Source organism: Sciscionella marina DSM 45152 (assembly GCF_000379465.1).
Lineage (GTDB): Bacteria > Actinomycetota > Actinomycetes > Mycobacteriales > Pseudonocardiaceae > Sciscionella > Sciscionella marina.
Genome location: NZ_KB905386.1, coordinates 64,413 through 76,112, shown reverse-complemented (window position 1 = coordinate 76,112; position 11,700 = coordinate 64,413). Strand labels below are relative to the sequence as shown.

Annotated in this window: 13 protein-coding genes; 6 read left to right on the top strand and 7 right to left on the bottom strand. The window is 69.9% G+C overall.

The features are described 5' to 3' along the window. Nucleotides 1–261: 261 nt before the first annotated feature. A complete protein-coding gene (locus A37U_RS0113805; RefSeq protein WP_020497233.1) occupies nt 262–561 on the top strand; it encodes a WhiB family transcriptional regulator in 300 nt (99 codons plus the stop codon). A 14-nt stretch (nt 562–575) separates the two neighbouring features. On the opposite strand, the gene bagB is transcribed toward A37U_RS0113805, so the two are convergent. Next, nucleotides 576–1,706, bottom strand: a complete 1,131-nt coding sequence (gene bagB / locus A37U_RS0113800; protein WP_026197203.1) for an ATPase BagB — start codon at nt 1,704–1,706, stop codon at nt 576–578. Beyond that, nucleotides 1,696–2,712, bottom strand: a complete 1,017-nt coding sequence (gene bagA / locus A37U_RS0113795; RefSeq protein ID WP_040587658.1) for an ATPase BagA — start codon at nt 2,710–2,712, stop codon at nt 1,696–1,698. Before bagA ends, bagB begins: the two co-directional genes overlap by 11 nt. A gap of 128 nt (nt 2,713–2,840) precedes the next feature. On the opposite strand from bagA, the gene A37U_RS49655 reads away from it, so the two are divergent. Both A37U_RS49655 and A37U_RS0113785 read left to right on the top strand, forming a co-directional pair. Then, a complete protein-coding gene (locus A37U_RS49655; RefSeq protein ID WP_020497230.1) occupies nt 2,841–2,996 on the top strand; it encodes a Sp36 family protein in 156 nt (51 codons plus the stop codon). Nucleotides 2,997–3,066: 70 nt separating this feature from the next. Further along, on the top strand, nt 3,067–3,525 hold the full coding sequence (locus A37U_RS0113785; RefSeq protein ID WP_020497229.1) for a RidA family protein: 459 nt from the start codon (nt 3,067–3,069) through the stop codon (nt 3,523–3,525). A 21-nt stretch (nt 3,526–3,546) separates the two neighbouring features. Here the strand turns inward: A37U_RS0113785 and A37U_RS0113780 are convergent, their stop codons facing one another. Further along, a complete protein-coding gene (locus A37U_RS0113780; RefSeq protein WP_020497228.1) occupies nt 3,547–4,434 on the bottom strand; it encodes a Gfo/Idh/MocA family protein in 888 nt (295 codons plus the stop codon). A 50-nt stretch (nt 4,435–4,484) separates the two neighbouring features. Here A37U_RS0113780 and A37U_RS0113775 point away from each other — a divergent pair, with 50 nt between their 5' ends. Beyond that, a complete protein-coding gene (locus A37U_RS0113775) occupies nt 4,485–5,366 on the top strand; it encodes an NUDIX hydrolase (RefSeq protein ID WP_240437585.1) in 882 nt (293 codons plus the stop codon). Further along, nucleotides 5,363–6,160: an MBL fold metallo-hydrolase gene (locus A37U_RS0113770; RefSeq protein ID WP_020497226.1), complete on the top strand. Its 798-nt coding sequence runs from the start codon at nt 5,363–5,365 to the stop codon at nt 6,158–6,160. Before A37U_RS0113775 ends, A37U_RS0113770 begins: the two co-directional genes overlap by 4 nt. Here the strand turns inward: A37U_RS0113770 and dnaN are convergent, their stop codons facing one another. Continuing rightward, nucleotides 6,161–7,261, bottom strand: coding sequence for a DNA polymerase III subunit beta (gene dnaN / locus A37U_RS0113765; protein WP_020497225.1), 1,101 nt, complete (start codon nt 7,259–7,261; stop codon nt 6,161–6,163). A 102-nt stretch (nt 7,262–7,363) separates the two neighbouring features. On the opposite strand from dnaN, the gene A37U_RS0113760 reads away from it, so the two are divergent. Then, nucleotides 7,364–8,791: a CehA/McbA family metallohydrolase gene (locus tag A37U_RS0113760; RefSeq protein ID WP_020497224.1), complete on the top strand. Its 1,428-nt coding sequence runs from the start codon at nt 7,364–7,366 to the stop codon at nt 8,789–8,791. Here A37U_RS0113760 and A37U_RS43625 read toward each other — a convergent pair. The 3 genes from A37U_RS43625 to A37U_RS0113745 all read right to left on the bottom strand — a co-directional run bounded on the left by A37U_RS43625 (nt 8,707) and on the right by A37U_RS0113745 (nt 11,549). Then, complete coding sequence (locus A37U_RS43625; protein ID WP_338055011.1) at nt 8,707–10,023, bottom strand: MFS transporter; 1,317 nt, start codon at nt 10,021–10,023, stop codon at nt 8,707–8,709. The two genes, A37U_RS0113760 and A37U_RS43625, sit on opposite strands and share 85 nt — an antisense overlap. Before the next feature lie 536 nt (nt 10,024–10,559). Then, nucleotides 10,560–11,234: a Crp/Fnr family transcriptional regulator gene (locus A37U_RS0113750; RefSeq protein ID WP_020497223.1), complete on the bottom strand. Its 675-nt coding sequence runs from the start codon at nt 11,232–11,234 to the stop codon at nt 10,560–10,562. Between the two features lie 63 nt (nt 11,235–11,297). Further along, nucleotides 11,298–11,549, bottom strand: coding sequence for a hypothetical protein (locus A37U_RS0113745; RefSeq protein ID WP_026197202.1), 252 nt, complete (start codon nt 11,547–11,549; stop codon nt 11,298–11,300). Nucleotides 11,550–11,700: the final 151 nt, after the last annotated feature.

Sequence of the window (11,700 nt, the reverse complement as noted above, 5' to 3'; positions counted from 1 at the left end):
CGACGTAAAGCCGAGCTTGCCTCCACGCCGTGTAATCGCGCTCTCTCTCCAGGTATGTCGCGTTCACTCGATCGGATTACCCATCTCCGGGTGGTCAGGAAATCGATTTCTGGACGCATGGAACCGATCGCTATTACAGTGCGTCGCAATCCACGAATTGAGCCGACCGCGCGGCATGGATGGAGGCCGTCGCCGCTCGCGGTATCCGGATTCGAAGGGGAAGCCGGATGTGGATTGTTGATAACCGATAGGGGGTTCTCGATGGGGAACGATCGGAACGGGTGGCGCAGCCTGGCCTCGTGCCGCGACACCGATCCCGATGAACTGTTCGTGCGCGGTGGAGCCGAGCAGCGCAAGGCGAAGATGGTGTGCATGAGCTGCCCGGTGCGCACCGAATGCCTCGCCGAGGCGCTGGACCGCAGGATCAACTTCGGCGTGTGGGGCGGGATGACCGAACGCGAACGCCGTGCGCTGCTGCGCCGTCGTCCGGAGGTCGGCTCCTGGCAGGAGCTGCTCAGCTCGGCGCGCGAGGAGTTCGTTCAGGAGAGCAAGGCGGGCTAGCGCGGATCAGGGGCTCAGACCCCGACGAGGCGCAGCCCGATCTCCCGCAGCCCGTCCAGATCGTGCACGTCTCCGGCGAGCGCGGGCACCCCGATGGTCGCGATGCCCGGGTGCGCCTTCGCGAAGCGGGCCAGCAGCCGCTCTTCCTTGTGCGCGAGCGCGGCGCGATCGGCGTGCAGCCGCAGGACCGCGGCGGCCAACGGTGCCCGCCCGAGTTCCTCCAGATGTTCGGCGGCGGCGATCGCCCGCGGCTGGGCCAGCTCGGTCAGCAGTGGATGGGTGCGGTTCACGACCAGCCCGGCCAGCGGCATCCGTTCGGTGGCCAGCCGCTCGACGAAGAAGGTCGCCTCACGCAGCGCGTCCGGTTCCGGGGTGGCCACGACCAGGAACGCGGTGCCCGGTGAGCGCAGCAGCTCGTAGGTCTTCTTGGCGCGCTCCCGGAATCCGCCGAAGATCGAGTCGAAGGCCTGCACGAAGGTCGAGGCGTCGGTCAGCAGCTGCCCGCCGATGATCGTGGACACGGCCTTGGCGAAGATGCCGAACCCGCCCGCCACGATCTTGCGCAACCCGGAGCCACCCGCCCGCGCGGGCCCGGCGAGCAGTTTGAGCACCCGCCCGTCGAGCACCGTGGAGAGCCGCTGCGGGGCGTCGAGGAAATCCAGCGCGGAGCGTGAGGGCGGGGTGTCCACCACGATCAGGTCCCACTGCCCGGTGTGCGCGAGCTGGCCGAGCTTCTCCATCGCCATGTACTCCTGCGTTCCGGAGAAGTTCGCCGAGATCGTCTGGTAGAAGGGATTCGCCAGGATCTCGTCGGCGCGCTCTTTCGTGGCGTGCGCGAGCACCATGTCGTCGAAGGTGCGCCGCATGTCCAGCATCATCGCGGCGAGCTCGCCCTTGGGATCGAATCCCTCGATCTGCACGGGGCGCGGGTGGTTGCCCAGCTCCGCGAGCCCGAGTGCCTGTGCGAGCCTGCGCGCCGGGTCGATGGTGAGCACCACGGTCTTGCGGCCACGCTCGGCCGCGCGCACCGCGATCGCGGCCGCCGTGGTGGTCTTGCCGACCCCGCCGGAACCACAGCACACGATCACCTTCGTGTCCCGGTCATCGATGAGGCGGTCGATATCCACCGCTTGCTCAGCTGACACGGCTTCCCCCGGCTCCCTGTGCGTTCAGTGCTTCGGCGAGCTCGTAGAGGGCGGCCACATCCACCCCTTCGGTCAGCTCGGGCAGTTCGAGCACCGGGAGGTCGGTGCCGTCGAGCCGGGCCCGCGCGCGAGCCTCGGCGTCGACGCGGACCGCGTGCTCCACGGTCTCCTCCACGAGCCCTTCCAGTTCCTCGAGCCGCAGATCCAGTCCCGCGCTGGAGAGACCATCGCGGATCCGGTTCTTGTCCACCCGCCCATCGGCGGCCGAGGAGATCGAGCGCGCGGGCAGCCGCGGCGGGCGCACCCGGTTCAGGATCACCGCGCCAGGACGCAGATCGGCGGCGTCCAGATCGCGGATCGCCTCCAGCGTCTCGGTCACCGGCATCTCCTCGAGCAGCGTCACCAGGTGCACCCGGGTGTCCTGGGAGTGCACCAGGTTGATCACGCCGTCCGAATGCCCGCGCACCGGGCCGACCTTGGCCAGATCGGAGAGCGCGCGGGTGACATCCAGGAAGGGCACGATCCGCCCGGTCGGTGGCGCGTCGAGCACCACGTGGTCGTAGAGGTGGCGCCCGCGTGCCTCGGTACGGGTGACCGTCTCCTTCACCTTCCCGGTGAGAATCACATCGCGGAGCCCGGGGGCCAGCGTGGTCGCGAACTCGATCGCGCCCATCCGGCGCAGGGTGCGGCCCGCGAACCCGAGGTTGTAGAACATGTCCAGGTATTCGAGCATCGCGGCCTCGGTGTCCACCGCGAGCGCGCGCACCTCGCCCTCGCCGGCTGCGGCCGCCACGTGCTCCTCCGCGTAGGGCAGCGGGGGAATGTCGAACAGCTGCGCGATGCCCTGGCGGCCCTCGACCTCGACCAGCAGCACCCGCTTGCCGCCGGTCGCGAGCGCGAGTGCCAGGGAGGTGGCGACCGTGGTCTTGCCTGTGCCGCCCTTGCCCGTGACGACGTGCAGCCGAGCGCGGGCGAGTTCGGCGTCCCACGGTTGGTCGGTGGGCATCATCAGTTCAGCCTATGCGTTCTCGAATGGTCGCCGGGGGTGAGCCCGGCGACACTGGGTGCTGGCACCTACTTCCGCGTAGGAAACCCGATGCCGTCGCCGACGTCAAACCTCCGTAGGCTCGGGGCATGACGAAGTGGGAGTACTCAACGGTTCCGTTGCTCACGCACGCCACCAAGCAGATCCTCGACCAGTGGGGCGAGGACGGCTGGGAACTGGTCACCGTCCTTCCCGGCCCGACCGGCGAGCAGCACGTGGCCTACCTCAAGCGCGAGAAGTCATGAGCGAGCCTGCGAGCGAATCATCGATACAGCGCCCTCGCGAAGCGCCGAGCTCGCGCAGGGAGGGAGGGCGATGAGCACGCCGGCGCAGCGGCTCGCCGAGCTGGGGATCACGCTTCCCGAGGTGGCCGTCCCGGTCGCGGCGTACGTGCCCGCGGTGCGCAGCGGCTCGCACGTGTACACCTCCGGCCAGCTGCCGTTCGTGAACGGGGAACTCGCCGCGACCGGCAAGGTCGGCGCCGAGGTCAGCGCGGAGGACGCGAAGGCCTACGCCCGCACCTGTGCGCTCAACGCGCTCGCCGCGGTGCACGCGCTCGCCGGGGTCGATGCGATCACCCGGATCGTGAAGGTCGTCGGGTTCGTCGCCTCCGCTCCCGGTTTCGGCGGCCAGCCCGGGGTGATCAACGGTGCCTCGGAGCTGTTCGGTGAGGTCTTCGAGCAGGCGGGTACGCACGCCAGGTCCGCGGTCGGAGTCGCCGAGCTGCCGCTCGGTGCCCCGGTGGAAGTCGAGCTGATCGCCGAGGTCGGCTGAGCGCGCGCCCGAGGGCCCGTTTCAGCTTCCGGCACGATCCCTGGCCTCGGCCAGCAGGCGCTGTAGGTGGAGACCGCGGCGTGCGTCGCAGGCATGCCTGGTCTCGCCCGCGTCCAGCATCGTGGTGAACTCGTCGAGCAGCATCGCGAAGCTGTCCGGGGCCGGGGTCTCCCTGCCTTCGAGCGAGCTCGCGCCCGCGGGCCCGATGGCGGTGAACTTCAGCCTGCTCGGTCGCACCGGGACGTGCAGCGAGAGCGTCACCGTGCTGGTGCGCCCGCCGCGATGGCCGAGCAGCAGCTGCCACAGCCCGTCGGCGGTGTGCTGGGCGGCGCGCACCTCGGTGATCGGGCCGAGTGCGGCGTCGACCAGATCGAGTACGTGCGGGCCGATATCGTCCAGGGCTCCCCGCTCGTGCCGCCACGCGGAATCGCGGTACTCCCCGCCGAGCAGCGCGCCGGAGAGCCAGGTCGCGGTACCGCCCTGCCAGTCCTCGCGTTCGCCGATCGCGGCGAGCCAGTTCCGGGTCTCGTCCGCGAACCGGCGGGTCAGCATCACCAGTGAGGCCACCCCGGCCGCTTCGATGGCCTTCACCAGTCGTTCGGCGTTCTCGAGACTGGCCGCGATGGGCTTTTCCAGGATCACGTGCCGCCCGGCGCGTACCGCGGCGAGCGCGTGTTCGGCCTGCACCTGCGGCGGAACAGCGAAGGTCACCGCGTCCACCGAGGCGTACAGCTCCTCGAGGCTGCCGAACACCTGCCCGCCGTTCGCCTCGGCCACCCACTGCGCGGCCTCGTCCCGGCGCGCCCAGACTCCGGCCAGCTCGGTGCGCGGGTGCGCGGCGATCGACGGCGCGTGTACCCGGTTCGCCCACGGGCCCGCTCCGACCAGTCCGATTTTGATCCTGCTCACGGCAGGGACCCTAACGACAGGCTCATCGTTAGGGTGTCCGGGTGGATGAGGTGCCGGAACAGATCAAGTTGCCGGACGGGTTCGTACCGGATGAGGAACCGGCCGAACCGGTCACGCCGCGTGATGCGGCGACCGTCGTACTGCTGCGGGCCGCGCCCGAGGCGGGAACCGAGGTGTTCCTGCAGCGCAGGGTCACCCAGATGGCCTTCGCGGGTGGGATGACCGTGTTCCCCGGCGGGGGCGTCGACTCCCGGGACGCGGATGCCGGTATCGCCTGGGCGGGTGAGCCCGCCATGTGGTGGGCCGAACGGTTCGGCTGCAGCTCCGCGCTCGCCGGTGCGCTGGTGTGCGCCGCCGTCCGGGAGACCTTCGAGGAGTCCGGGGTGCTGCTCGCGGGTCCCTCGGCGGACACCGTGGTCGCGGACGCGGGCAAGTTCGCCGAGGCCCGCGGTGCCCTGGTGCGCAGGGAGCTGTCCTTCGCTGAGTTCCTCGCCACGAACGAGCTCGTGCTGCGCGCGGATCTGCTGCGGCCGTGGTCGCACTGGATCACCCCGGTCGGTGAACCGCGCCGGTACGACACCCGGTTCTTCGTGGCCGCCCTGCCGGATGGCCAGCGCGCCGATGGGGACACCAGCGAGGCCGATCACACGTCCTGGCGCCGTCCCGCCGAAGCCCTCGAGGACCACGAGCGCGGGCACAGCGTGCTGCTGCCGCCGACCAGGGTCACGTTGAGCGAGCTCGCCGCGCATCCGAGCGTCGGAGCCGCGATGACCGCGGAACGCGAGATCGAACCGTTGCTGCCGCGGCTGGTCCGGGAGAACGGGCACGCGTTCCTCGTGCTCCCCGAGAAGGCCCGGCGCGCCCTGGCCAGCGGAACTCGGCCTGACGGAATTCGGCCTGACGGAATTCGGCGTGGAGGAGGAGCACAATGACCGGACACCCGGCTTATGCGGAGCCGCGCGAGGTCACCGAGTTCGCGACCGTCGTGCTGCAACACAATCCCGGCGTAATGACGCTCGACGGCACCAATTCGCTCGTGCTGCGCGCCCCGGGCAGTGCCATTTCGGTGGTCGTCGATCCCGGGGAACGTGAATCCCAAGGACAGGATCCCGCCCATCTCGACGTGCTCGCCGCCGCGGCGGGTGCGGTGGAGCTGGTGCTGATCACCCACCACCATCCGGACCACTACGGCGCGGCCGCGGAGTTCGCCGAGCGGGTCGGTGCCCCGGTGCGGGCCTTCGACGCGAAGCTGTGCCTCGGCGGGGGAACCGCGCTCAGCGACGGCGAACGGGTGGACGCGGCCGGGCTCGACATCGAGGTCCTGCACACCCCCGGGCACACGCACGACTCGGTGAGCTTCGTCGTGCACCGCGCCTCGGGACCGGTCGTGCTCACCGGGGACACGATCCTCGGCAAGGGGACCACCGTGATCGACAGCCTCGGCGACTACCTCGGCTCGCTGCGCAGGCTGGCCGATACCCCCAGTGCGGCGATCGGCCTGCCCGGCCACGGCCCGGAGCTCGGCGATATCGCCGAGACCGCGCGCGAATACCTCGAGCACCGCCAGCAGCGGCTCGACCAGGTGCGTGGGGCGCTGGCGGCGCTCGGCCCCGAGGCGAGTGCCCGGCAGGTGGTCGAGCACGTCTACGTCGATGTGGACCGTTCGTTGTGGCCCGCCGCGGAACACTCGGTCCGCGCGCAATTGGAGTACCTGCGCGGCGCATGATCACCTCCCCACGATCGGCATGATCACGTAACGCAGCTCGGGCACATCCGGGGAGCTCAGCAGGGTTCGCCGCATGCCGTCGAGCACCCGCATCCGCACCGTGGCCGAGCCGAATCCACGCAGCGCCCCGAGCAGGTACGCGCTGCGGAAGTGCTGGGCGAGCTGACCGGTCACCGAGGCCTTCACGGTTTCGCTCGCCGTGCCGAACCCGGCGCCCTCCTCCGCGGTCGCGCGCACCCGCACCTCGTCTTCACCGAGATCGAGCAACACCGCCCCGCGCCCGTCGGCGAACAGGCCAGCCCTGCGCACCGCACCGGCGAGCGCCTCGGCCTCGAGCTCCACGACCGCATCGGCCGCCTCGTCCAGATAGCGCTGCTCGTCGATGAACGGGGTGGCCAGCAGCGCGGTGCTGACCACGCCGCCGGACCAGCCGAGCGCGAACCGATCCATCGCACCACCGGGCTGCACAGTGCCGTGCAGCCGCACTGTTCCGGTGGCCCTGCGGGTGACCTCGCCGAGCACCTTGCCCGGGACGAGCACATCGAAATCCGCCCCGTCCCATGGCAGATCGGCCACCGCGAGCTGGTAGCGATCGGTCGCGGTCATCCGCAGCGTCCCCGCCTGGCCGCGCAACCGCACCCCGGTGAACATCGGCAGCGCGAGATCCCCTGAGCAGGCACCGGCCACCACGGCGAGCGGTTCGGCGAGCCGGGCGGCGTCGAGCTCGCCGAGCACGGGCGGTGGTTCGCGCACCCCGGGATGCAGCCCGAGGCTCATCAGCGGAAGGGAGAACCGTGCCCCCGGGGTGCGCAGCACGAGCGCCTGCTGTTCGAGGCGTACCTGGACCTGTTCGGCCTCGAGGGCGTGCACGGTCTCCGCGAACGGTTTCCCGGGCACCAGGGCCGAGCCCTCGGTGTGCACCATCGCCTCGATGTCGTTGACCAGCGCGCGCTCCTGGTCCACGGCGGCCAGGCGTAGCCCGGCAGGACCCGCGTGCAGCAGCAGCCCGGAAAGCACCGGATCCGTTCGCCGTGCGGGAAGCAGGCGGACAGCGGCCGAACACGCGGCGTCGAGCTCGGTGCGGCTCGTGGTGAATTCCATGGCCCGGACGCTAGCGAGGGGGTCTGACAAGAACGGACAGAATCGGGTGCCCGCCGGGTTCCGTTCACCCGGGCGTGGCCGTGTCCTTCTAGGGTGCTCGCCATGGACCGACGCACCCTGCTGTGCACGACCGGCACCGCGGCAGCGGCATTCCTTCCCACACTGAGCTTCGCGGCGAGCGGGGAACGGACCCGAACGAATGCGAGCACGAAGACCATCGACGGGACGTTCACCCCGGGTGCACCGGACTGGTACTACCTGCCCGTCGAGGTCCCGGAGGGGGCGAACCGGATCGAGGTCGGTTATTCCTACGACAAGCCGCAGGCTCCGGCCGGTCAGTACGGAAACGCCTGCGATATCGGGATCTTCGGCCCGGAAGGAGAATTCCGCGGATACTCGGGAGGGGCCCGCGAGCAGTTCTCGATCCGGGCCGGGGACGCGACATCCGGCTATATCCCGGGACCGATCACCCCGGGACTCTGGCACGTCTGCCTCGGTCCGTACACCGTCGCCCCGCAGGGGATGCACTACCGCGTCACCGTGACCATCGGCTTCGGCGATCCGGGCGAGCCGCGCCGTCCGGTTCCCGCCCCGGTCACCGCGCCGGGGCGGGAGCGCGGCCATTCCTGGTACCGCGGGGACAACCATCTGCACACCGTGTACTCGGACGGCAAGCGCACCCTGGACCAGCTCGTCGCGGATGCGCGCGCGGCCGGTCTGGACTTCATCACCTCGACCGAGCACAACACGCACAGCGCGCAGCTGGTGCTCGGCGAGCACGCCCGCCCGGACCTGCTGATGCTCAACGGGGAGGAGGTCACCACGCGCAGCGGGCACTGGCCGGCGATCGGGTTGCCCGCGGGGACCTGGATCGACTGGCGCTACCGCGCGGGTGATCCTGGCGCGTTCGCGACGTTCACCCGGCAGGTGCACGCGGCCGGTGGACTGGTCATCGCCGCGCACCCGTTCGCGGACTGCTTCGGCTGCACCTACGAGTTCTCCTACGAGCTCGCCGATCTGGTCGAGGTGTGGAACGGGCCGTGGACGCCGGACGACGAGGCCGCGGTGACCACCTGGGACGGGCTGCTGCGCACCGGAAGGTTCATCCCGGCGATCGGTGACTCGGACGCGCACAAACCCACCGATGTGGTCGGGCTGCCGCAGACCGTGGTGCGCGCGGCGAGCCTGCGGAGCGAGGACCTGCTCGCCGGTCTGCATGGCGGGCATTCCTGGCTCGCCGAGTCCGCGAAGGTCGACCTGCGGTTCACCGCCTCCACCGCGAACGCCCGCGCGGAGATCGGTGAGCGGCTGCGGGCAGGACCCGGCGAGCAGGTGCGGGTGGAGCTCGAGGTCGCTCGGGTGCCCGGATGCACGACGCGGGTGCTCAGCCAGCTGGGCCCGGTCGCCACCGGGGCCGGGTCGCTGAGCTGGGAGACCCGGCCGCGCTACACCAAGTGGGTGCGCGCCGAGGTGCGCCGGGGTTCGGCCATGGTCGCGCTGACCAACCCGATCTTCATCGGCTCGCGGTAGCCAGTTCGAACTGCGCGGGAGCCGCCGTGTCCGGCGGCCGGATCGTACGGTGCAGCATCAGCAGCAGCGCGGCGATCACGACCGCGGCGGCACCCGCGACCACGAACGCCAGTGAGGGGCCCGAGGCGTCCACCAGCTGGCCGGAGATCGACTGGCCGACCGAGAAGCCCGAGGGTTACTGCGGTGATCACCCAGGCGAAGGCCTCGCCCGCCATCTGCCTGGGCGCGACCGTCTCGATCAGCACCGAGTGCGTCGCCGACTGCGGGGCCAGCATCGAACCGGCCACCAGCATCACCGCGCCGAGCCCGATCAGTTCGCCCGGCAGCGACATCAGGCCGATGAACACGCCGAAGAGGCCGAGCAGGGCGGGCAGCCGGAGCCCGAGCGGGCGCGGGACCGGGCGCAGGCTGTAGAACACCCCGACCAGCACTGAGGTGATCGCCCACAGGGAGAGCAGCAGACCGCCCGCCGAAGGCGCGCCCGAACGGATCGCGGCGGCCTGCACGGCGACCTCGACGAACCCGATCGCGAGCCCGAAGCCGAGCGCCCCGAGCGCCAGGGTGCGCATACCCGGTGCGGCCAGCGGGCCGAGCAGACTGGCCTTCGACTGTTCCCGTTCCGGTCCCCAGGCGCGCACGGTCGGGGTGAGCGCGAAGGCGACCGCACCGAAGGCCATCACGGCGACCGCGACCACGACACCGGTGCCGTGCCAGGGCAGCGCGATCAGTGCACCGGCGATCCCGGGGCCGAGGATGAAGAACACCTCCTGGCTGATCGCCTCGTAGGAGTAGGCGGCTTGGCGCTGGTGCGGATCGGTGAGTACCCGCGGCCAGAGCGCACGGGAGGCCGAGCCGACGTTCGGCTGGCTCAGTCCGATCCCGACCGAGAGCGCGACCAGCAGCACCGGTGTGGCTTGGGCGGACACCGCGAGGAGCTCGGCCGCGGTGAACACGATGAGCCCGGCCGAGGCGATCAGCAACGGTTTCGTCGGGCCGAGCCGGTCCTGCATCCGGCCCTGGGCGACCGCACCGAGCGCGACCCCGATCAGATTGCCCCCGGAGATCAGCGAGGCGACCCCGAACGCGCCGAGCTCCTGGCGGGCGAACAGCAGCAACGACATGCTGACCATGGCGATGGGCATGCGGCCGAGCAGAGATGCGAGCACGGACAGTCGCATCGAGGGCAGGGTGAGCGCGGCACGGTAGTCGGCGAGTTTGGCGTTGCTGGACACGAGTACCAGTCTGACGTGTTTTTGTACCTGCGTACCAGTAAATTCGTGGTGCGCCTGGTCACCACGACGGGTTGCTCCGGGGTTTGATATCGGTTCGATAACAGGGATGACTCAAACCGTGCAAGCTCGCAACGTTTTGGGGTTCCCGGGAGTCTTACCTAATGACAGACGCGCGAACCGGCGCGATCATCGGAAGTAGCCGCATTCGGGGCGGTGAGGTGATCGACCGCAAGACTCGGGTCTGTCACCGCGCGGCCGGTACTTTGCTCGGGACCGGCACGCAGCAATAAGTCAAACGCCGTAAAAGGCGCCCTCCCGGCTGAAGGTTCGGGGCCAGAGGCTGGAGGGTAGGGGAACGCGGGTTATCGGGGATAAACCGCGTACACAACAGGGGCCAGCGCGCCGCGTCGGGGGCGGCGCCTGGCCCCTGTTGTCTGCCCAGAACAGCGTTTGCCCAGAAGGGCCTGTATGCCTGGAAAGTCCACGAAAAAGGCGGCCGGTTCGTGAACCGGCCGCCTTTTTCGTGGATCAGGTGTTCAGCGTGCGCGACGGGCGAGCCGCTCCGGGTCCAGGATCAGCACGCTCTTGCCCTCGAGGCGCAGCCAGCCGCGGTGCGCGAAATCGGCGAGCGCCTTGTTCACGGTCTCCCGGGACGCACCGACGTACTGCGCGATCTCCTCCTGGGTCAGGTCGTGAGTGACCCGGAGCAGACCGGCTTCCTGGGAACCGAACCGCTGCGCGAAGGTCAGCAGTGCACGGGCCACCCGGCCGGGAACATCGGTGAAGATCAGGTCGGCGAGCATGTTGTTGGTGCGCCGCAGCCTGCGGGCGACCACACGGAGCAGCTGCTCGGCGATCTCCGGGCGCTTCGAGATCCAGTCACGGAGCTCGGGGCGTCCCATCGAGTAGGCACGCACATCGGTGACGGCGGTGACCGTCGAGGTACGCGGGCCCGGGTCGAAGATCGAGAGCTCACCGAACATGTCCGAGGGCCCCATGATGGACAGCAGGTTCTCCCGGCCGTCCGGCGACTTGCGGCCGATCTTGACCTTGCCCGACTGAATGATGAACAGGCGGTCGCCCGGCTCACCCTCGGCGAAGATGACGTGGCCGCGCGGGAACTCGACTGACTCCAGGGTCTGGACGAGAGCCTCTACGGCTGCGGGCTCAACACCCTGGAAGATGCCCGCTCGGGACAGGGCCTCATCCACCTCGTGCCTCCTTGACTACATCTACTGTGCGGTCGGTCACTACTGTCGCATACTAGGCGCACTTTACGCCGCAGGGCGCTGGGCCTTTGTCTGCGAGGTACGGCGTGGGGACCGGCGCAGCCGAAACATATCAAGCGCGCGGCCGATGCCATGCCCGTACAGCGCCCTGACCTCGTCCGGCCGGGCTTGCTCGAGGAACTCCTCGACCTCTTCCTCGCGGAGTGCGACATCCCGCAGCCGGTGCTCCACACGCTCCATGAACAGCGCAAAGAACATGATCACCAACGGCACGATGAGGATGAACCAGGCAGCCATGATGTCCTTATCTTGGCTCATGGCCGAACTCGCGTGACGCATGGGGTGCCCCTGGCGTGTCGGGTCCGGCGTTCGCCCCAGGTCACGCCACAGGGCGCGGCCGGGAGCTCTCGCCCGTCGCGAGCGGGAGGAGGAGAACACCGCGAGGCGC

What these genes read in the sequence shown, in the direction of transcription:
- A37U_RS0113770 (WP_020497226.1), top strand. Translation starts at nt 5,363, where the DNA reads ATGACCGGACACCCGGCTTATGCGGAGCCGCGCGAGGTCACCGAGTTC.
- bagA (WP_040587658.1), bottom strand. Translation starts at nt 2,712, where the DNA reads ATGCCCACCGACCAACCGTGGGACGCCGAACTCGCCCGCGCTCGGCTG.
- dnaN (WP_020497225.1), bottom strand. Translation starts at nt 7,261, where the DNA reads ATGGAATTCACCACGAGCCGCACCGAGCTCGACGCCGCGTGTTCGGCC.
- A37U_RS0113745 (WP_026197202.1), bottom strand. Translation starts at nt 11,549, where the DNA reads ATGGCTGCCTGGTTCATCCTCATCGTGCCGTTGGTGATCATGTTCTTT.
- A37U_RS49655 (WP_020497230.1), top strand. Translation starts at nt 2,841, where the DNA reads ATGACGAAGTGGGAGTACTCAACGGTTCCGTTGCTCACGCACGCCACC.
- A37U_RS0113785 (WP_020497229.1), top strand. Translation starts at nt 3,067, where the DNA reads ATGAGCACGCCGGCGCAGCGGCTCGCCGAGCTGGGGATCACGCTTCCC.
- A37U_RS0113760 (WP_020497224.1), top strand. Translation starts at nt 7,364, where the DNA reads ATGGACCGACGCACCCTGCTGTGCACGACCGGCACCGCGGCAGCGGCA.
- A37U_RS0113805 (WP_020497233.1), top strand. Translation starts at nt 262, where the DNA reads ATGGGGAACGATCGGAACGGGTGGCGCAGCCTGGCCTCGTGCCGCGAC.